At 71.1% G+C, this 20,218-nt stretch carries 18 protein-coding genes; 4 read left to right on the plus strand and 14 right to left on the minus strand.

Annotated elements, in window-relative coordinates; all coding sequences use genetic code 11:
* From ACVFI9_RS18705 to ACVFI9_RS18720, 4 genes are all read right to left on the minus strand, one after another.
* Entirely contained in the window at positions 1-3,123 is a 3,123-nt protein-coding gene (locus ACVFI9_RS18705) for a hypothetical protein (protein WP_474763679.1), read from the minus strand.
* Positions 3,123-3,695: an orotate phosphoribosyltransferase gene (pyrE, locus tag ACVFI9_RS18710; RefSeq protein WP_474763680.1), complete on the minus strand. Its 573-nt coding sequence runs from the start codon at positions 3,693-3,695 to the stop codon at positions 3,123-3,125. Before pyrE ends, ACVFI9_RS18705 begins: the two co-directional genes overlap by 1 nt.
* A gap of 9 nt (positions 3,696-3,704) precedes the next feature.
* Entirely contained in the window at positions 3,705-5,105 is a 1,401-nt protein-coding gene (locus ACVFI9_RS18715; protein WP_474763681.1) for a threonine/serine exporter family protein, read from the minus strand.
* A gap of 168 nt (positions 5,106-5,273) precedes the next feature.
* Positions 5,274-5,396: a hypothetical protein gene (locus ACVFI9_RS18720; RefSeq protein ID WP_474763682.1), complete on the minus strand. Its 123-nt coding sequence runs from the start codon at positions 5,394-5,396 to the stop codon at positions 5,274-5,276.
* A 137-nt stretch (positions 5,397-5,533) separates the two neighbouring features.
* Between ACVFI9_RS18720 and ACVFI9_RS18725 the strand changes: the two genes are divergently transcribed.
* From ACVFI9_RS18725 to ACVFI9_RS18735, 3 genes are read left to right on the plus strand one after another with little or no spacing between them, the layout of a single operon-like run.
* Entirely contained in the window at positions 5,534-6,451 is a 918-nt protein-coding gene (locus tag ACVFI9_RS18725) for a LysR family transcriptional regulator (RefSeq protein ID WP_474763683.1), read from the plus strand.
* A gap of 28 nt (positions 6,452-6,479) precedes the next feature.
* The gene (locus ACVFI9_RS18730) at positions 6,480-7,274 is read left to right on the plus strand and encodes an enoyl-CoA hydratase/isomerase family protein (protein WP_474763684.1); all 795 of its coding nucleotides are present in this window, start codon (positions 6,480-6,482) and stop codon (positions 7,272-7,274) included.
* Positions 7,275-7,294: 20 nt separating this feature from the next.
* On the plus strand, positions 7,295-7,792 hold the full coding sequence (locus ACVFI9_RS18735) for a CinA family protein (protein ID WP_474763685.1): 498 nt from the start codon (positions 7,295-7,297) through the stop codon (positions 7,790-7,792).
* Positions 7,793-7,795: 3 nt separating this feature from the next.
* Here the strand turns inward: ACVFI9_RS18735 and ACVFI9_RS18740 are convergent, their stop codons facing one another.
* The 10 genes from ACVFI9_RS18740 to ACVFI9_RS18785 form a co-directional block, all read right to left on the minus strand.
* The gene (locus ACVFI9_RS18740; protein WP_474763686.1) at positions 7,796-8,125 is read right to left on the minus strand and encodes a hypothetical protein; all 330 of its coding nucleotides are present in this window, start codon (positions 8,123-8,125) and stop codon (positions 7,796-7,798) included.
* A gap of 54 nt (positions 8,126-8,179) precedes the next feature.
* A complete protein-coding gene (locus ACVFI9_RS18745) occupies positions 8,180-9,712 on the minus strand; it encodes a CoA-acylating methylmalonate-semialdehyde dehydrogenase (RefSeq protein ID WP_474763687.1) in 1,533 nt (510 codons plus the stop codon).
* Positions 9,713-9,715: 3 nt separating this feature from the next.
* On the minus strand, positions 9,716-11,044 hold the full coding sequence (locus ACVFI9_RS18750) for an aminotransferase class III-fold pyridoxal phosphate-dependent enzyme (RefSeq protein ID WP_474763688.1): 1,329 nt from the start codon (positions 11,042-11,044) through the stop codon (positions 9,716-9,718).
* 101 nt (positions 11,045-11,145) lie between these two features.
* On the minus strand, positions 11,146-12,297 hold the full coding sequence (locus ACVFI9_RS18755) for an ABC transporter substrate-binding protein (RefSeq protein ID WP_474763689.1): 1,152 nt from the start codon (positions 12,295-12,297) through the stop codon (positions 11,146-11,148).
* 93 nt (positions 12,298-12,390) lie between these two features.
* Entirely contained in the window at positions 12,391-13,224 is an 834-nt protein-coding gene (locus ACVFI9_RS18760) for an ABC transporter permease (RefSeq protein WP_474763690.1), read from the minus strand.
* Complete coding sequence (locus tag ACVFI9_RS18765; protein ID WP_474763691.1) at positions 13,224-14,066, minus strand: ABC transporter ATP-binding protein; 843 nt, start codon at positions 14,064-14,066, stop codon at positions 13,224-13,226. The genes ACVFI9_RS18760 and ACVFI9_RS18765 overlap by 1 nt, the downstream gene beginning before the upstream one ends.
* On the minus strand, positions 14,063-14,953 hold the full coding sequence (locus tag ACVFI9_RS18770; protein ID WP_474763692.1) for an ABC transporter permease: 891 nt from the start codon (positions 14,951-14,953) through the stop codon (positions 14,063-14,065). The genes ACVFI9_RS18765 and ACVFI9_RS18770 overlap by 4 nt, the downstream gene beginning before the upstream one ends.
* Before the next feature lie 116 nt (positions 14,954-15,069).
* Positions 15,070-16,086, minus strand: a complete 1,017-nt coding sequence (locus ACVFI9_RS18775) for a TIGR03842 family LLM class F420-dependent oxidoreductase (RefSeq protein WP_474763693.1) — start codon at positions 16,084-16,086, stop codon at positions 15,070-15,072.
* A 26-nt stretch (positions 16,087-16,112) separates the two neighbouring features.
* Positions 16,113-17,549, minus strand: a complete 1,437-nt coding sequence (gene hydA / locus ACVFI9_RS18780) for a dihydropyrimidinase (RefSeq protein WP_474763694.1) — start codon at positions 17,547-17,549, stop codon at positions 16,113-16,115.
* A gap of 27 nt (positions 17,550-17,576) precedes the next feature.
* Positions 17,577-18,425, minus strand: a complete 849-nt coding sequence (locus tag ACVFI9_RS18785) for a nitrilase-related carbon-nitrogen hydrolase (protein WP_474763695.1) — start codon at positions 18,423-18,425, stop codon at positions 17,577-17,579.
* Between the two features lie 281 nt (positions 18,426-18,706).
* Between ACVFI9_RS18785 and ACVFI9_RS18790 the strand changes: the two genes are divergently transcribed.
* Complete coding sequence (locus ACVFI9_RS18790; RefSeq protein WP_474763696.1) at positions 18,707-20,101, plus strand: aminotransferase-like domain-containing protein; 1,395 nt, start codon at positions 18,707-18,709, stop codon at positions 20,099-20,101.
* Positions 20,102-20,218: the final 117 nt, after the last annotated feature.

Raw genomic sequence — 20,218 nt, forward strand, 5'->3', positions numbered from 1 at the left:
CTAGGCCAAGGGCCCCGGGCCCTGGATCGAACCGGTGAGCGGCTCGCCGCCCGCGCGGTTCGCGAAGCAGTAGTACGTGCGCTCGCCGCTCGTCCACTGCTCCTCGGTCACCGGGAAGGCGGCCTGGACCTGGAGGTCGGGGATGCCGGCGACGAGGCCGACGTCGATGATTCCGGCTGCGCTGCAGAGCCCGCCCATCTGCGCGGCGATCGCCTCCTCACCGGGGAACGGCGCCGCCGCGTCATCGGGAAGCTCGCCGCGATACACGAGTTGGGCGGCGTGGGGCACGGCGCAGTCGACGACCGTGAACTCCTCGGCCCAGGCCGACTCGAACGGCTCGATGCACTCGCCGCCGAAGAGCGTGTTCCACGCGTGCACGCCGGCGGGCTGGGGCGCGGTCGGCTCGGCGACGGGCGTCTGGGTGTCCGTCGGCGCTGCCGACGGCGACTGCGCCTCGCCGCCACCGGCGGAGAGCCGGGTGCCGAGGTAGAACAGTCCGGCCAGGATCACGGCGAGGACGAGGCCACCGGCGATCCATGCGAGCGTGCGCACCGCGCGGTTGCCACGGGAGCCGCCCGAGCCACCCGACCCACCGGTCGGTCCGACGCCACGTCCGTCACCGGGGCCACCAGGAGCGGGCGCGACGGCGGGAGCGCGGGCCGGGAGCGCCGTTCCGGCCGGTGCGGCCGCGAAGGCGGTCGGGGCGGATGCCGCGGCGGGCGGCCATGGGGCACCGGCCGACGACCACGGGTCAGCGGTCGCCGGCTGGGCGGCCACCGCCCCGAAGAGCGAGGCGAGCGGATCGGCGTCGGCCGTGCCGTGGGCGTTGGGCTGAGCCGCGGTGGGGGCCACCGGCTCCGTCGGCTGAACCGGCCGCGCAGCCGACGAGAACATCTGGTCGAGATCATCGCCGAAGGGCCCTTGCGGCTGTTCCTGCGGCGCGGGCTCGGGCACCTGCACCGGTTCCGGCTGCGCAGGAGCAACTGCCGGTGGCCACTCCGTACTCGCGTCCGCCTCGACCGGCCAGGCCGGCGCGGGCTCCGAGATCGGCTCGGGCTCACCCGGCCACGCGGGCTCGGGCTCCCACGCGGGCTCGGGCTCCCACGCGGGCTCAGGCTCCGGTGCGACGTCGTGGTCGACGGCGAAGGGCGACGGCTGCGCGAAGGGCGACGGCACCGAGGCCTCGTCGGGCTGCTCGGCCTTCGGATCGGGCGCCGTGGGGTCGGGGGTGAGGTTCCAGAAGTAGCCGGTCTCGGCAAGTTCACGAGCGATGGGCGAGTCGGTCTCACCGCCGTGGCCATCATCGCTGCCGGAATCGTCGACCGTCGGGTCGACCTCGTCGAACCCGAATCCGAGCGCATCGAGGCCCGGCTCGTCGGGCGTCGGCGGTTCCCCGGGCGGCAACGCGCCGCGCTGCGGCGGCACCCCGCCACTGCCGCCCGTCGTCTCACCACTCCGGTCGGGCTCGGACCGGGCCGCGGCACCGCCCCCGAGCGCGGCGAGCAGGTCGTCGACCGGCTCGTCGGGTTGCGGCTCTCGGCGGTCGGGCCAGTCGCCACCGCCGCTCACGGCGAACGCCGGGAACGGGGCACGTCGATCGGCGCCGGACTCGGCAGCAGCGCCGAGGGTCGGAACCGGCCACCCTGCCTGCCCGCGCACCTCGATGAACGGGAATCCCTCGGGTTCGGGCTGCGCGGCGTCCTCGCGTGCTGCGGTCTCGGCGGGACGCAGCGGGACCCCGGATGGCGCGGAGGCCGGCGTGAGCGGAACCGCGGTCGTGGGTGGCTCGACCTCCGCCGGTCGCAGTGGCGGTGTCGCCATGGCGGGCGGCGTGAGCGGCGCGTCGGATGCCGCGACGGCCGGTTCCGGCGCGGCCGGCGGGTCGGCGGCGACGGGCTCATGCGGCGCCTCTGGTGCCGCGATCGGCGCGGGTGCCGCGATCGGCGGCGCGGGGGCGAGAGGCGGCGCGGGAGGGGGAGACGTGGCGGGTTCTTCGCTGAGCGCCGACCACAGCTCGTCGTCGAAGGTCGCGGCGGGCTGCTGCAGGGCCGCGGCGCGCTCCTCCCAGCTCGGCGGCGCCGTCGTCGGCGCGATGGGATGCTGCGGCGGAATCGGCGTCGGCCGGGTCACGGGCGTGAACGACTGGCGTGCCACCGGTGGAGGCGTGAAGTCGGCGAAGGGATCGGGCTCGGGCTCCGACGTGGCCGCGGCGTTCGGCACGACCGTGGCATCGGGAACCGATGGCTCGGCCGGCGCGGATTCGGACGCCGGTAAGGCAGACTCCGCACTGATAGGGGCAGCGGGCTCCGCGGGGGGCTCGGATGCGAGCCCCGAGGTGGAGAGGCTGCGGAAGGCGGCGCGGATCGCCTCCTCGGAGTCGAGATCGCCGTTGCCCCACGTGAGGGCGAACTGGGCCGGCGGCGTGACGGGGCCGGGCGGGGTCGGGTCGACCGCAGGGTCGGGCCGAATCGGCGCCGCCTGCTCGGGGGGAAGCACGGGTGATGCGGTCGGCACCGGTGCGACGGGCTCGGGCGTCGGCGGCGTCATCTCGCGCACGTCCGCTGCGGGACCGACCGGCGGCTCGACCGAGATCAGCGGCGACGGCATGGGCGGCATTGGCACCGGAGGGACCGGCGGTACGGCTGCCGCGGGGATGATCGGCGGCACCGCGACCGGGGGCACGGGTGGCGTCGGCGCGGCGGCCGGACGACCGACGGTGAACGGCGGATTCCACGCGGGAAGCCCGGCAGGCGCCGCGGGCTCGGCCGGCGGCAGCGGTGCCGGCACGGCGACGACCGGTTCGTCGCGCGGGGCCTGCGCACCGATCACGGGCAGCGCGCGCGTCACGGGGTCGGGTGCACCCTCGGGCTCGGCGAGCGAGAACCAGTCGAGCACCTCCTCGCTGCGCGGTGCGGGCGTCGGGGTGACCGCCGGTTGCGCCACGGGCGGCTGCAGCATCGGCGGGACGATGGGCTCGGCGCTCGGCTCGGCCGCAGGTGACGGCACGCCGGCGTCGGACATCGGCGGGGAAGCGACCGGCGGGTCCTGACGTGCGGGCCGACCGTTCGCGAGTTGCGCGAGCAGCCAGTCGGCGTCGTCGGTGTCTCGCGCGTCGCGATCCATCAGGCCAATCCCAGGTCGTCGAGTCCGATCGCGGCGCGGTACGGCACGCCCGCGGCCTCGATCACTTCACGTGCACCGGTCGCCCGGTCGACGACCACGGCGACCGCGACGACCTCGGCGCCCGCCGCGCGCAGCGCGTCGATCGCCTTGAGCGGTGACCCGCCCGTCGTCGAGGTGTCCTCGAGCACGATGACGCGCTTGCCCGCGACATCCGGCCCCTCGACCTGCTTGCCGCGGCCGTGGTCCTTGGGCTCCTTGCGCACCACGAAGGCGTCGTACGCGAGGCCGCGCGCAGCGCCCTGGTGCAGGACGGCGGCGGCGATCGGGTCGGCGCCCATGGTCATGCCCCCGACCGCGGCGACATCGGGGATGTCGGCGATGAGGTCGAGCATGACCTGTCCGATGAGCGGTGCGACGCGGTGGTCGAGGCTGACCTTGCGGAGGTCCACATAGTACGACGCCTTCTTCCCGCTGGTCAGCGTGAAGTCGCCGTGGAACACCGCGTCGGCCGCGATGTGCTCGATGAGCTGGCGGCGCGTGTCGGTGCTGCGGTCCTGGGGCGCAAGGGTCACCCGAATACTCTACGACTCCCCTGCCTGAGAGGAAGGTTCGGATGCCACGGGACTGCGCCCCGTTCGGGAGTCATGTGCGCGCCGACGACCCCAGAAGGACTTCGGCGTCCCGGGCACGAACCTCGCCCAGATCGGCGGGGCCGTCTCCTCGGTGAGCGCGGGGACCTCGATGTGGAACGCCGCGATCTCCTGCGCACCACGGTGCGCGACACGGTAGAAGGCCGTGCCGATGAGCACTCCGAGCGCGATGGACATGACCGAGGTGAGCGCGGTGACGAACTCCTCGACGCCCTGGCTGGTTCCGACGGCCTCGGTGAGCCCGGCGAGACCCGCGGCACCGGGCACGAGCAGCCAGAAGGCGGGGAGGAAGGTGAGCTGTGATGGTGCCCCGTGCCGCAGGCTCGCGATCCACAGCACGACGGGTGTCATCGCCACGGCGCCGATGAAACCGCTCACCGTCGGTCCGATCAGCGCGGACCCGAGCGACTGGCTCACGTACGCCACGACGAGGGTGAGCAGCACCCAGCCGAACGTCGCGGGCGGGGCGGAGAAATGCAGGTGGTTGCCGATCGCGAACAACAGCACGCCGAGGGCCGCGGTCCACCACGGAAGGGTCGCGGATGCCCCGAGCACCTCGTAGCTCGAGGCCGCCACCCCGACGACGGTGCCGGCGGCGAGGATTCCGAAGGCGAGCAGCGCCAGTTGCACGAGCCCGAAGACGAGACGCGACGCGCCGGCCAACATCTGGCCGGACGCGAGCTCGACGGTCGCCGTGGTGAGCGCACCGCCGGGAAGGAAGGTTGCGAGCGGAGCGATGAGCACCCGGATGGGATCGCCGATCTCCACGTACGGGGCGAGGAGGAACACGGCGAGCGCGCACGCGAATGCCGCGAAGACCGGGAAGACGAGTTGCAGGGTCGGCGACCGCACCAGCTTCGCGAGGCCGATGAACCAGCCGAGGCCGAGTGCGACGAGCGCGCCCTGCCAGGTCGGGGTCAGCAGCAAGGCGAGCCCCGCGGTCAGGAGCGCATGGCCGAGCGTGCGCACGAACCATCCGTACCTCGGTCGCATCGCCCCGATCTCGTTCAGCCGGCGGATGCCCTCGGCGGGATCGACGGCGGCCCGGCGGGCCTGCTCGATGAGCACGTACAGCGCGGCGATCTGGTCGAACCGGATCGAGGCGTTCACCGCGGACCGGATGGCGACCCTGCCCTCGGTGCCCGCGCCGGTCTCGACGATGATCGCGGTCGGCAGGACGAGGAAGTCGCTGTCCGCCCGCCCATAGGCCCGCGAGACCTGCGCCATGGTGACGCTGATGCGGTCGACCGACTCGGCGGCGGCGTTCATCCCTTCGGCGAGGCCGAGGAGGAAGCGCCGAAGCAGTCCGCGATCGACGGGATCCTGCGCCATCGCCTCGCCTCCCAGTCACGGATGCTGCGTCTCGGCACACGGTATCGCCGGTGATCTCGCACGGCAAGGCATCGGCGCGGCACAGGGCGGGGACGACGAAGGGCCGCTGCCCGGGGTATCCCTCCCCCGCGCAGCGGCCCTGAACCCGGAAGTCCGGGTCGACCGTGCTCAGACGGTGCGTGCGAACGTCTCGCGCGGCTGGCGACGGTAGCCGTCGCGCGCCGAGACGACGATGGAGCCGACGATGCCGGCGACGGAGACGATGCCGAGGATGCTGAGGAGCGTGAACACGATGGTTCCTTTCGAGAAGGTGGCGGGTTCGTCGAGCGACGGAGGCGCCGTTGCACGTGTTCGACGCTTCTCATTGTCACCGCCACGACGATTCAGCACAAGCGCACGATCCTTCACTGAGGATGTAGCGTGGCTACATGGACGTACGACGCCTCGACCTCCTGAGGGAACTCGCCGAACGCGGCAGCGTGACCGCGGTCGCCGAGGCCACCGGCCGCACCCCCTCGGCGGTCTCCCAGCAGTTGAAGGTGCTCGAGCGCGAAGCGGGAATGCCGCTCACGGCGCGGAGCGGGCGCGGCCTCGTGCTGACGAGCGCCGGGCAGGCGCTGGCACGCAGTGCGGCGGAGGTCGCCACCGCACTCGAGCGCGCGTCGGCCCTGTGGGACGAGTTCCGCAACCATCCGAGCGGCGAGGTCACTCTGCTCACGTTCCCGACCGTCGGCGCGACGCTGCTGCCGGCCGTGCTCACCGACCTCGCGCCGGTCGCCGGCCTCGTCGTGCACTGCACCGACCTCGACCCCGAGCTCGCCGAGTTCCCCGACCTCACCGCCGACTTCGACATCGTGCTCGCCCACACGATGCCCGGCGAGCTGCCGTGGGGCGGCCGCGGGCTGAAGGCCGTTCCGCTGCTCACGGAGCCGCTCGACGTCGGCCTGCCCGCCGATCATCGCCTGGCGAACCGGCCGTATGTGACCCCGGCGGAACTCGTCGACGAGACGTGGCTCGGCGTTCCACCCGGGTTCCCGTTCGAGCGCATCCTGCACGCGATCGAACAGGAGGGCGGCAAGCGGGTGCAGGTCGCGCAGCGCTTCAGCGACATGCGCATCGTCGAGGCGTTCATCGCGGCGCGATTCGGCATCGCGTTCGTGCCGCGGTTCACGTCGGGCACGCTGACGTCGGGCGTCGTCCTGAAGCCGATCCGGGGCGTCGCGTCGGCGCGCCAGATCGTCGCCCTGCTGCGTCCGGATGTCGCGGAACGCCTCGCCGTGCGCACGGTGCTCGACGTGCTCGTGGCCCGGGCCGCCCGCCTGGCGGAGGCGCACGCCGAATCCTGATCGCCGGCGGGAAGTAGACTCCACCTCCATGAGCGATGACGCGATCCTCTTCCACGTGAGCGATGGGCTCGCCCATGTCACCCTCAATCGGCCGGCTCGACTGAACGCCGTCGACCCCGACGCGATCACCCTCTGGCAGTCCATCGCGCACGAGGTCGCCGAGCGCGACGACGTCGGCGCCGTCCTCTTCGACGCGGTGGGGCGAGCGTTCTGCGCCGGCGGCGACGTGATCGCGATGTCCGGGCTCGCCTCGGGCGAGCCGGACGCCGGCCGGGTCATCCAGGACCTCGCCGATCGCATCCACGACGGCCACCGCACGCTCCGCGAGAGCACCAAGCCCATCGTCGCGGCCGTGCAGGGACCCGTTGCGGGCGGCGGACTCGGCTTCATGCTGGTCGCCGACCTGATCGTGGCATCCGACCGGGCCACCTTCGCGAGCCGGTACTCCGACATCGCGCTCACCCCCGACTGCGGCGTGAGCACCCTGCTTCCCGAGGCCGTCGGCACTCGACGTGCGCTCGAGCTGACGCTCACGTCCCGTACGCTCAGCGCGGCGGAGGCGCTCGACTGGGGGCTCGTGACCGAGGTCGTGCCGGCCGACGCGGTCGCCGACCGTGCCCGCGAGATCGCGATGTCGTGGCTCGAGCGGGCGACCGGCGCGTTCGGGCAGGCCAAGCGGCTCGTGCGTTCGGGGCTCGAACGGCCGTTCCAGGACGCCCTCGACGACGAGGCGCGCACGATCGGCGCGGCGTTCGAGACCGCCGAGGCCCAGGCGGCCATCGCCGCGTTCGCGGGTGCATCGCAGCGCGGCGCACGAGACTGAGCGAGACGACGGGGGACCGAATGCAGGATCCGGCAGACGAGTTCGAGGAGCTCGCGGCGGAGGTCGCCCGTCGCGCGAAGGCGGCAGGGCTCACGGTCGCGGCCGCGGAGTCGCTCACGAGCGGCGCGATCACCAATACGCTCGGCGCGGCACCGGATGCCTCCGGGTGGTTGCGCGGCGGCGTCATCGCGTACGCGGAAGCGGTCAAGCGCGAGGTGCTCGGCGTGACCGCCGACGACATCGCCTCGGCCGAGTGCGCCCGTGAGCTCGCCACCGGCGTCGCCGGACTGCTGCGAGCGGACGCCGCGGTGAGTGTCACCGGAGTCGGCGGCCCCGAGCCCGACGGCGGCGAGCCCGCGGGCAGCGTCTACGCCGCGGTCACGGTGCGGGGCGACCTCCGCGACGCGCACTTCCAGTTCGACGGCGACCCGTCGGAGGTCGTGCACGCGACGGTGCGCGCCGCGCTCGAACTGCTGCGCGACGCGCTCCCGCCGGTGAACCGAGCGCGCGGCCGGTGAGGATCAGCCCGGGACGATGATCTCGATGCCGTCGAACCGACGGAAGTCGCGGTCGAAGGTCGCGACCGGGCACGCGAGCGTACGGGCGATCGAGGCGAGGTACGAGTCCGGAACGAGATTCGCGGATGCATCGGCGTTGACGCAGAATTCGAAGAACGCCGCGATTCCATCGGGGTGGCCGGGCAGCGAACGCGAGCCGGGGGCAGCGTCGACCGCGAGCAGATCGCGCCCCACCGCCTCTTCGACATACTCGCCGAGACTCAGGTGCCGCGCGGCCGCTCGCCGCTTCGCCTGGATGAGCAGGTTCTCGTCGATGTCGACGGTGGTGCGCATGATGCGATCATCATCGCATCACGCGCATCACCGTTCAGACATCACGTGCATCGCTCAGTCGTGCTGCGGGAATCCGAGGTTGAGCCCGCCGTGGCTCGGGTCGAGCCAGCGCGACGTGATCGCCTTCTCCTGCGTGTAGAAGTCGAAGCCGCGCGAGCCGTACGCCTTGGCGTCGCCGAACAGCGAGTCCTTCCAGCCGCCGAACGAGTGGTAGGCCACGGGCACCGGGATCGGCACGTTGATGCCGACCATGCCCACCGTCACCTCGCGCTGGAAGCGACGCGCCGCACCGCCGTCGTTCGTGAAGATGGCCGTGCCGTTGCCGTACCGCGAGGAGTTGATGAGCTCGAGCCCCTCCTCGTATCCGTCGACGCGCACGACCGACAGCACGGGCCCGAAGATCTCGTCGCGGTAGACGGCCGACGAGGTCGGCACCTTGTCGACGAGCGTCGGCCCCATCCAGAAGCCGTCGGGCTCGCCGTCGACCTGCGGGTCGCGTCCGTCGACCACCACGCTGGCCCCGTCGGATGCCGCGACGTCGAGGTAGCCCGCGACCTTGTCGCGGTGCTCCCGCGTGATGAGCGGGCCCATGTCGCAGCCGCGCGTGCCGTCGCCGGTCTTCAGCCGCGACATCCGCTCGCTGATCTTCGAGACCAGTTCGTCGGCGATGGAGTCGACGGCGACCAGCGCCGAGATCGCCATGCAGCGCTCGCCCGCGGAGCCGAAGCCCGCGTTGACGGCCGCGTCGGCCGCGAGGTCGAGGTCGGCGTCGGGCAGCACGAGCATGTGGTTCTTCGCGCCGCCCAGCGCCTGCACGCGCTTGCCGTTCGCCGTGGCCGTCGTGTAGATGTACTGGGCGATCGGCGTCGAGCCGACGAACGAGATGGCGCGCACCGTGGGGTGGTGGAGCAGCGCGTCCACCGCGACCTTGTCGCCGTGCACGACGTTGAAGACGCCGTCGGGCAGGCCCGCCTCCTGCATCAGCTTCGCGAGCCACACCGCGGCCGACGGGTCCTTCTCCGACGGCTTCAGCACGACCGTGTTCCCGGTCGCGATCGCAAGCGGGAAGAACCACAGCGGCACCATGGCCGGGAAGTTGAACGGGCTGATGATGCCGACGACGCCGAGCGGCTGGCGGGTCGTGTAGACGTCGATGCCCGTCGAGGCGTTCTCGGAGTACTCGCCCTTCGTGTAGCCCGGCATCGCGCAGGCGAGCTCGACGACCTCGAGTCCGCGCGCGATCTCGCCCGCGGCATCCGACAGCACCTTGCCGTGCTCGCTGGTGAGGATCGCGGCGAGCTCGTCGCTCCGGGCGTTCAACAGCTCCCGGAACGCGAACATCACCTGCTGGCGTCTCGCGATCGAGGTGTCGCGCCACTTGGGGAACGCGCGGGCGGCCGCCTGCACGGCGACGTCGACGTCCTCGGTCGAGGCGAAGCGCACGCGCTTCTGCTCCACGCCCAGCGCGGGGTTGTAGACGGGGCCGGTGCGGTCGGAATCCCCGGCGACGGATGCCCCGTCGATCCAGTGCTCGACGGTCGCCGTCGTGGCGCCCGTCCCCTGGGTCTCGGTCAGTGTCTGGCTCATGAGTCAGCCCTCTCCTTCGAGTGCGGTGCCCAGTACTTCATCGTAGATCGCCATGGCCTCGGCGACCTCCTCTGCCGTGACGACGCACGGCGGCACCACGTGGATGCGGTTGTCCGCGATGAACGGCAGCAGTCCGCGCGCCACGAGCGCGGACTTGATCCGGCCCATTCCCGCCGCCGGAAGCGGTTCGCGCGTGCTCCGGTCGGCGACGAGCTCCATCGCCCAGAACACGCCCTCGCCGCGCACCTCGCCGATCACGGCGTGCCGTTCGGCCAGGTCGGCGAGGCCCGGCCCGATGGCCGTGTCGCCGACGTCGCGCGCGTTGTCGACGATGCCCTCGGAGGCCATCGCGTCGAGCGCCGCCACGATCGAGGCCATGGCGAGCGGATGCCCCGAATAGGTGAGCCCGCCCGGGAACACCCGATCATCGAACGTCGCCGCGATGGGATCGGAGATGATCACGCCGCCCACCGGGATGTACCCCGAGTTCACGCCCTTCGCGAACGTGATGAGGTCGGGGCGCACGTCGTACCCGTCGAACGCGAACCAACGGCCGGTGCGGCCGAAGCCCGCCATCACTTCGTCGAGGATGAGCAGGATGCCGTGCCGGTCGGCGAGCTCGCGCACCCCGGCGAGGTAGCCGGGCGGCGGCACGAGGATGCCGGCGGTGCCCGGGATGCTCTCGAGCAGGATCGCCGCGATCGACGACGGCCCCTCGGCCTCGATCACCCGGCGAAGGTGCTGCAGCGCCCGCTCCGACTCCTGCTCCGGCGTGGTGGCCCAGAACTCGGATCGGTAGAGGTACGGCCCGAAGAAGTGCACATGGGAGCGCGCGAACTCGTTCGGGATGCGACGCCAGTCGCCCGTCGCCACGATCGCCGCACCGGTGTTGCCGTGGTACGAGCGGTACGCCGAGAGGATCTTGTCGCGCCCCGAATGCAGCCGTGCCATCCGGATCGCGTTCTCGATCGCGTCCGCGCCGCCGTTCGTGAAGAACACCTTGTGGAAGCCGGGCGGCGCGTGGCCCACGATGCGCTTCGCGGCCTCACCGCGCGCGAGGTTCACGGTCGACGGCGCGACGGTGGTGAGGAGCTCGGCCTGCTCGCGGATCGCCTGCACGACCGCCGGATGCTGATGGCCGATGTTGACGTTCACGAGCTGGCTCGAGAAGTCGAGGTACTCGCGACCGGCGTGGTCCCAGACGCGGGATCCGCGGCCGCTCGCGACCACGAGCGTCGAGCGCTGCGCCTGTGCCGACCACGAGTGGAAGACATGGTCGGCGTCGAGGTCGCGCGCGAGCGCGTCGAGGTCCTCGGCGAGGTTCTCGGTCATGGCTACAGTGCCTTTCGTTCGGTGACGGTCCCTGGGCCCGTCGAGGGGCCGGTCCCTGAGCCCGTCGAAGGGCCGCTTCGACGGGCTCAGCGACCTCTTCGCTAGTTGCCGCCCTCCTCGAGGGTGACGTCGATGGGCTCGAAGCCCTCGCCCGTGAGGTCGAGGCCTTCACCCTCGAGCTCGGAGAGCGCCCGCTCGATCCACTCGTTCGACCACGCGGACGCGGGCGGCTCCTCGGTGATGAGGTGGTCGCCCGCCTCGTTCACCGCGGCGAGCGCGCCCGCGACGGTCTTGTCCCAGGCCGCCTCGTCGATGATGCCGATGCCGTCGGGCGAGGGCCAGATGAGCTTGTTGGTCTCGTTGACCATCCAGAGCTCGTGGCTCGGACCCCAGCCGGAACCGGCGGCGATGGTGATCTCGGACGCCTCCTCGGGGTTCTCGGCGGCGTACACCCAGCCCTTGATGACGGCTTTCAGGAACTTGACCGTCGTCTCCTTGTACTCCTCGTCGGTGTCGAGCCGCACGGTGTCGGCCCAGATCGCGTCCTGGAGCATGGCGCCCTCGGTGTCCTCGTAGCTGATGACGTTGAAGTCGTCCTCGGTGTAGAGCTCGCCGGTGTCGGGGTTCGCCGTCTCGAGCAGCTGTGCGTACTCGTTGTAGGTCATCGCCTGGGCCGCGTCGATGTCGCCCTGCAGGAAGGCGTTCATGTTGAAGTCCTGCGTGATGATCTGGACGGTCGTCGAGTCGAGGCCCTCGGCCGCCATGGCGGCGAAGATCTCCCACTCGTTGCCGAAGCCCCATGAGCCGATCTTCTTGCCCTCGAAGTCGGCGACCGAGTCGATGCCCGAATCGGCCCATGACACCTGCAGGGTGCCCGAGCGCTGGAAGATCTGCGCGATGTCGGTGAGGTTGGCGCCCTGCTCGATCGACCCGAGCACCTTCGGCACCCAGGCGATCGCGTAGTCCACGTCGCCGTTGGCGAGCGCGTCCTGCGGGACGATGTCGCCGCCCGACGGGATGATCTCGACGTCAAGGCCCTCCTCCTCGAAGAAGCCCTGATCGACGGCCGCGAAGTAGCCGGCGAACTGGCCCTGGGGCAGCCACTGGAGCTGGAGCTTCACGGGCGTGAGATCGTCGCCCCCTCCATCGGCGTCACCCGAACCGTCGCCGGATGCCGAACATGCGGTGAATGCGAGCGCGGCCGCGAGGGCGAGCCCGCCGACCGTCGCGACGCGACGTCTGCTGTGGTTCATGTCAGTCCTTTCGTGCTTCTCGGTGGTGCTTCTCGGTGCGGTGGTGCGGGTGGTGCGGTGTTCCCCCGGGGCGCATGGCCGCGGTGGCTCGGGTCAGGGGCGGCGTCGCACCTGGGGCGTGTGGCGTTGCAGCAGCCGCTCGAGGGCGAGCGTCGCGAGGTAGAAGGCGAGCCCGAGCGCGATGGATGCCACGACGTACGCCCAGGCTCGGGCGTACGCGCTCGACGCCGCGGAGGTGGAGATGAGCGAGCCGAGGCCGCCGCGAGGGCCGCCGAAGTACTCGGCGACGAGCGCCGAGATGACCGCGAGCGACGAGGCGATCCGGATGCCCGTGAGGATGAACGGACGCGCCGTCGGCAGCGTGAGCGTGCGCAGCACCTGACCGGGCGATGCGGCATACGCCTTCATGAGGTCGCGGTGCACGGGCACCGTCTGCCGGAAGCCGCGCAGCGTGTTCAGGAACACGGGCACGAACGACGCGAGCGTCGCGATCGCCTGCCGGCCGAACTGGCTGTCGGCGCCGAACATGGAGTTGAGCACGGGCGCGAGCGCGACGATCGGCACGACCGCGAGCATCGCGACGACCGGGGCGCTCATGCGGTCGACCGCTCGCCAGCGCGCCGCCAGCGCGGCGAGCAGGATGCCGAGGATCGACCCGAGCACGAGTCCGATGAGCGCGTTCGTGCCCGTGATGATCGTGGCCTGCACGATGGAGTCCCAGGACGCGACGAACGCCTCGATGATCGAGGCGGGACTCGGCAGCAGGTAGTCGGAGACGCCGACGACGCTCACGAGGAACTGCCAGATGCCGAGCACGATGAACCCCACCGCGACGGGGGCCACGATGCGGAGCGTCGTCTCGGTGCGCGGGCTCATGCCCTTCGGCCGCCCTCGGGCGGTCGAGGCGATGACGGCGCCGGCCGACATCAGCGCGTCTCCACTCCGCGCGCGCCGCTGCCGACGGGCGACCCGCCGTGCAGGGCCTCGCGCACCGCCGTGACCATGTCGAAGAACGCCCGCTCCTCGCGCAGCTCCTCGGTGCGCTCGGCGCGTTCCGCCTCCGCCCCGAGTCGCATCGGCACGATCTCCCGGATCCGCCCGGGGCGGGGGGACATCACCACGACCCGGTCGGAGAGGAACACGGCCTCGGGGATCGAGTGCGTGACGAACACCACGGCGGCACCCGTCTCGGCCGAGATGCGTACGAGCTCGGCCTGCATCTTCTCCCGGGTCATCTCGTCGAGCGCGCCGAACGGCTCGTCCATGAGGAGGAGCCGCGGCTGCTCGGCCAGCGCCCGTGCGATGGCGACGCGCTGCTGCATCCCGCCGGAGAGCTGGTCGGGGTAGCGGTCGGCGAAGTCGGCGAGGCCCACCATGTCGAGCAGCTCCTCGATTCGCGAGGCTCGGGCTGCGGATGCCACGCCGTGCAGTTCGAGGGGAAGCGCCACGTTGCCGGCGACCGTGCGCCAGGGCAGGAGTCCCGCCTGCTGGAACGCGATGCCGTAGTCCTGGTCGAGGCGTGCCTGGCGCGAGGGCTTGCCGAACACCTCGACACTGCCGGTCGTCGGCTCGTCGAGGTCGGCGACGAGCCGCATGAGCGTCGACTTGCCGCATCCGCTCGGTCCGATGAGCGAGACGAACTCGCCTGCGGCAACCGTGAGGTCGATCGACTCGAGCGCCTGCACGTGCCCCGACCGGGTGTCGAACACCTTGTCGACGCCGCGCACCTCGACCGCGGGTGCGTCGGTCTGCATGACGGGCTCGCTCATGCGGCCTCCTCCGTTCGTCGGTAGTTCCTGAGGATCACGCCGAGCAGCGCGACCGAGCCGGCGGCCACCAGGCCGAGCACGACGGCACCGAAGATCGGCCCCCACGGCTTCGCCGGGTCGCCGGAGGCCTGCCCGGCGAACTGGATGAGGATGCGCCCGATGCCGCCCTGCAGGCCCGTCGACACCTCGGCGACGACGGCGCCGACCACGGCGTTCGCCGCACCGAGCCGGAGCGCCGGCAGCAGGTAGGGCACCGCGGCCGGGAACCGCAGCTTCACGAGCGTCTGCCAGTAGCCCGCCGCGTAGGTCTGCATGAGTTCCTCGTGGATCACGTCGGGCGACTGCAGGCCCTTGAGCGCGCCGACGGCGATGGGGAAGAACGCGAGGTAGCTCGCGATGAGGGCGACCGACATCCAGTCCTGCCACTCGAACGCGCCGATCTCCACGCGCGAGCCCCAGCTCTTCACGACGGGGGCGAAGGCGATGAGCGGCACGGTCTGGCTGAGCACGATCCAGGGCAGGAGCCCCCACTCGGCGATGCGCCACCGCTGCATCACGAGGGCGAGTCCCACACCCACGACGAGCCCCACGAGCCATCCGGCCGCCGCGATCCCGAGCGTCGTGAGGGCGGCGAGCAGGATCACCAGCCACAGCGGCTGCGCCGACGGCGAGCGCGTCACCGGCTCGGCGAGACGCCCGATCATCTCCCACACGTGCGGCATCGCGAGATCGGTCGTGCGCGGCAGGATCCGCGCGCCGCCGACCACGACGCCGTCGGCGGGTCCGAGCAGCTTGTAGGCCTCCCAGACGAGCGCGATCACGACGACGCCCGCGAGGCCCCAGAGCCAGGTCGCGAGCCTCCGGCCGCCACGCGCGCGACGGGGCATCGCTCGCTGAGCCTGTCGAAGCGAGTCGTCGGCTGCGACGGCGACCGTTCCCTTCGACGGGCTCAGGGAACTCGCCGTCGTTCGTGAACCATCCGTCTCGCGCACGCGCGCCTCCGTCACGCCTTCGCCCGGATGTGCTCGGTGAGCGCCGGGATGACCGTCTCGCCGTAGACCCGGAGCGTCTCCTCCTTGTTGTCGTGCTGGAGGTACCCCGCGAACTGGTCGACGCCGAGGGCCTTGAGCTGCTCGAGCTTCTCGATGTGCTCGCTCGCCGAGCCGAGCACGCAGAACCGCTCCACGATCTCGTCTGGCACGAACGCGGTGTGCACGTTGCCGGCGCGGCCGTGCTGGTTGTAGTCGTAGCTCTCGCGGCCCTCGATGTAGTCGGTGAGGGCGCTCGGGACCTCGCCGGCCTTGCCGTACTTCTCGACGATGTCGGCGACGTGGTTGCCGACCATGCCGCCGAACCAGCGGCACTGGTCGCGCATGTGCTCCCAGTCGTCGCCGATGTACATGGGCGCGGCGACGCAGAACTTCACCTCTGCAGGGTCGCGTCCCGCGTCTTCCGCGGCACGGCGCACCGTCTGGATCATCCACGAGGCGATGTCGAGGTCGGCGAGCTGCAGGATGAATCCGTCGCCGACCTCGCCCGCGAGCTTCAGCGCCATCGGCCCGTACGCCGCGACCCACACCTCGAGCTCGGAGCCCCGGCTCCACGGGAACTGGATGCGCGAGCCGTGGAAGTCGACCGGCCGCGAGTTGCCGAGCTCGCGGATGACGTGGATCGACTCGCGCAGTTCGGCGATCGTCGTCGGCTTGCCGTTCGTCACTCGCACCGCGGAGTCGCCACGCCCGATGCCGCACACCGTGCGGTTGCCGAACATCTCGTTGAGCGTCGCGAAGACCGAGGCCGTCACGGTCCAGTCGCGCGTCGCCGGGTTCGTGACGAACGGGCCGACCTTGATGCGCTGGGTCTGCGCCAGGATCTGACTGTAGATGACGTACGGCTCCTGCCACAGGATGTGCGAGTCGAACGTCCACACGTGGCTGAACCCGTGCACCTCGGCGAGCTTCGCGAGCTGCACGGTTCGCGACGCCGGTGGGTTGGTCTGCAGGACCGCTCCGAATTCCATGAATGCTCCCTGAGCTCGTCGAAGGGTCAGATCAGGTACTGGCTCAGGCCGCGCTTGAGGTAGCGGCCGTCGCCCTTCGCGCCGACGTAGGTGTCGTGCTCCACGACGACCTTCCCGCGGCTCATCACCGTGTCGACGTGCCCGTCGATCTCGTAGCCCTCCCACGCCGAGTAGTCCATGTTCATGTGGTGGGTCTTGTCGAGGCCGATCGACGTGTGCCCCTCCGGGTCGTAGACCACGATGTCGGCGTCGGCACCCGGCTGGATGACGCCCTTCCGCCCGTAGAGGCCGAACATGCGCGCGGGCGTCGTGCTCGTGAGCTCCACCCACCGCTCGAGCGTGATCTCACCGGTGACGACGCCCTGGTACATGAGGTCCATGCGGTGCTCGATCGAGCCGATGCCGTTCGGGATCTTGCGGAAGTCGCCGAGTCCGAGCTCCTTCTGGTCCTTCATGCAGAACGGGCAGTGGTCGGTCGAGACCATCTGCAGGTCGTTCGTGCGCAGCGCCTGCCACATCGAGTCCTGGTGCCCGTCGGCGCGGCTGCGCAGCGGAGTGGAGCACACCCACTTCGCACCCTCGAACGCGCCCCATTCGTCGCTCTTCGCGCCGAGCTGGTCCTCGAGGCTCAGGTACAGGTACTGCGGGCACGTCTCGCCGTAGACGTTCTGGCCCCGGTCGCGCGCCCACGCCAGCTGCTCGACCGCCTGCTTCGCCGACACGTGCACGACGTAGAGCGGGGCGCCGGTGAGCTTCGCGAGCATGATCGCGCGGTGCGTGGCCTCCTCCTCCATCTCCCACGCGCGGGCGATGCCGTGGTAGTACGGGTCGGTCTTGCCCTGCTCGACGAGCTGCTGGGCGAGCACGTCGATCGCAGGACCGTTCTCGGCGTGCATCATCGTGAGCAGGCCGGTGTCTCGCGACACCTGCATGGCCTTCAGGATCTGCGCGTCATCCGAGTAGAAGACCCCCGGGTACGCCATGAACATCTTGAAGCTCGTGATGCCCTCGTCGGGGAGCCTGCGCATGGCCTCGAGCGAGGCCTCGTTGACATCGCCGACGATCTGGTGGAAGCCGTAGTCGATCGCGCAGTTGCCGGACGCCTTCTCGTGCCACGCGGCGAGTCCGTCCTCGATGCGCTGCCCGTAGGTCTGCACCGCGAAGTCGATGATCGAGGTCGTGCCGCCGTGCGCGGCGGCCCGGGTGCCGGACTCGAAGGTGTCGGATGCCTCGGTGCCGCCGAAGGGCAGCTGCATGTGCGTGTGCGCATCGATGCCGCCGGGGATGACGTACTTGCCGGTGGCGTCGATGACGCGGTCGACGGATGCCGCGACATCCGTGCCGAGCAATGCGCTGCCGGGCTGCAGCACGGCGACGATGGTCTCGCCGTCGACGAGGACGTCGGCGTCGGCGCGACCTGTCGCGCTCACCACGGTGCCGCCGGAGATGAGGGTGGTCGTCATGTCACTCGCTCCTTCGCGACTCGTCGGCTACGGCTTCGGGATGGCGGTGTACGACTCGGGCCGGCGGTCGCGGTAGAACTGCCAGGAGTTGCGCACCTCGCGGATGAGGTCGAGGTCGAGGTCGCGGATCACGACCTCCTCGTGCTCATCGGAGCCGTACTCGCCCACGAGGTTGCCGCGCGGGTCGACGAACTGGCTCTTGCCGTAGAACGTGACGGCCAGTTCGCCGTACTCGTTGTCCTCGGTGCCGACGCGGTTGGGCGCGCCGATGAAGTAGCCGTTCGCGGCCGCCGCAGCCGGCTGCTCGATCTCCCAGAGGCGGTTCGAGAGTGCGGGCTTGGTCGCGTTGGGGTTGAACACGATCTGCGCGCCGTTGAGGCCGAGCTCGCGCCATCCCTCGGGGAAGTGCCGGTCGTAGCAGATGTACACGCCGATCGGGCCGACGGCCGTGTTGAACACCGGATAGCCGAGGTTGCCGGGGCGGAAGTAGAACTTCTCCCAGAACTTGTCGAGGTTGGGGATGTGGTGCTTGCGGTACTTGCCGAGGATCGTGCCGTCGGCGTCGACGACGACCGCGGTGTTGTAGTAGACGCCCGGCTGCTCCTCCTCGTAGATCGGCAGGACCATGACCATGCCGAGCTCCTTGGCGAGGGTCGCGAAGCGCTGCACGATGGGTCCGTCGGCGGGCTCGGCGTAGTCGTAGTACTTGACGTCCTCGGTGATGCCGAAGTACGGACCGTAGAAGAGCTCCTGGAAGCAGATCACCTGCGCACCCTGCTCCTTCGCCTGACGGGCGAACTGCTCGTGCTTGTCGAGCATCGACTCCTTGTCGCCGGTCCACGTGGTCTGCGTGATGGCTGCTCGGACGATCGTCATATTGCCTCCTGAGTCGGTCGGCGCCGTTGCCGTCCGCTCGGTGTGTGCCTGGCGATGGTGCTTCGTGTCAGGTACTCACCGGGCGTTGCATGGCGCCGAGAGGGAAATGCCGAGTGGCTGCCCCCGGGGGAACCGCCGAACGAGCCTGCGACCCGTTCTGTTATTGTTCGGCGTGAACATTTCTCTTTTGTTTCACTCTGTGACGCTGTGGTTACTTATCCTGTCCCTTGCTTCGTGAGGAGGCAATGGTCGTGTCAGGTATTCATGTGAATCCTGTTCGAGTGGATGCCTCGGCGTTGACCGCGCTCGCGGACTTCCCCGATCCGTCCCCACGCGGCATCGCGGGCGTCATCGCCCGGCTGGTCAACACGGGCGAGCTCGCGAGCGGTGATCGACTGCCCACCGTGCGCGACCTCGCCGGCGCCCTCGGTGTCAGCCCGGCCACCGTGAGCCAGGCGTGGCAGGCGCTCGCCCGAGCCGGCATGATCGAGTCGCGCGGACGCGCCGGCAGCTTCGTCCGCCCGGTGTCTCCCAACCGACTCGCCCCGCGCTTCCGCGGCATGGCCGCCCCCGACGACCCGGTGCGCCTCGACCTCTCGCGCGGCACGCCCGACCCGTTGCTGCTGCCTCCGCTGGGGCCCGCGCTCTCGCGGGTGTCGGCGCGCGCCGAGACCGGCAGCTACCAGGACGTCCCCGTGATCCCCGGGCTCGCGACCGTGCTCGCCGACTCGTGGCCGTCGCCCGCCGAGTCGATCATGGTCGTCGACGGTGCCCTCGACGCGATCTCGCGCACGCTCGAGCAGCTCGTGCGGTTCGGCGACCGGGTCGTGGTGGAGCATCCGGGATTCCCGCCGTTCCTCGACCTGCTCGACATGCTCGGCGCCGAGGCCGTGCCGGTGCGGCTCGACGAGCACGGGATGGTACCCGAGGCCCTCGCTGCGGCGCTTCAGAGCCGGCCGGTCGCCGTGCTCCTGCAGCCGCGGGCGCAGAACCCCACCGGGGCGTCGATGACCGCCGCACGGGCCGAGGAGGTGGCCTGCGTCATCCGCTCGGCCCGCGACGTCGAGAACCTCATCGTCATCGAGGACGACCACTCGGGGCTCATCTCCACCGAGGGCGACGTCACCCTCGGCACCTGGCTTGCCGACCGCGTCGTGCACGTGCGGAGCTTCTCGAAGTCGCACGGCCCCGACCTGCGCATCGCGGCGGTCAGCGGACCGGCCGACCTCGTCGAGCGCATCGCCGCGCGCCGCATGCTCGGCCCCGGTTGGACCTCGCGCATGCTGCAGCGGATCCTCCTCGACCTGCTCACCGAGGGCTCGTCGATCGACGCGGTGGCCGAGGCGCGACGCCAGTACTACACGCGGCAGCGCGCCCTCGGCGACGCGCTGCGGGCGCGTGGCGTCGCCGTCGCCCACGCCGACGGCATCAACCTGTGGATGCCGGTGCTCAGCGAGCGCTCGGCCCTCGTGCAGCTCGCGGCGGCGGGCATCCGGGTGGCCGCCGGCTCGCCCTTCCTCGCCGCCTCCGAGGCGACGGATGCCGCGAACGGCCCGCGTGGGCGCCCCGGCGGCGACTTCGTGCGCGTGACCGTCGGCGTGCTGCGCGAGGGCACCGTGGAGGTGGCGGACGCGCTCGCCTCGGCCGCGACGCACCTCGCGGCGGGCGGGTACTGAGGGGCGTCGTTGTCATCGACGGTTGCCTCGGTCGGCGCCTCCTGCCGGCCATCCCCGGGACTGGGCGCCTGCACCACCGCCACTCCTCCGGTCTCGCGGCTCGCCCACACCTCCACT

The sequence above is a fragment of the Agromyces sp. NSFZ genome (genome assembly GCF_056156205.1).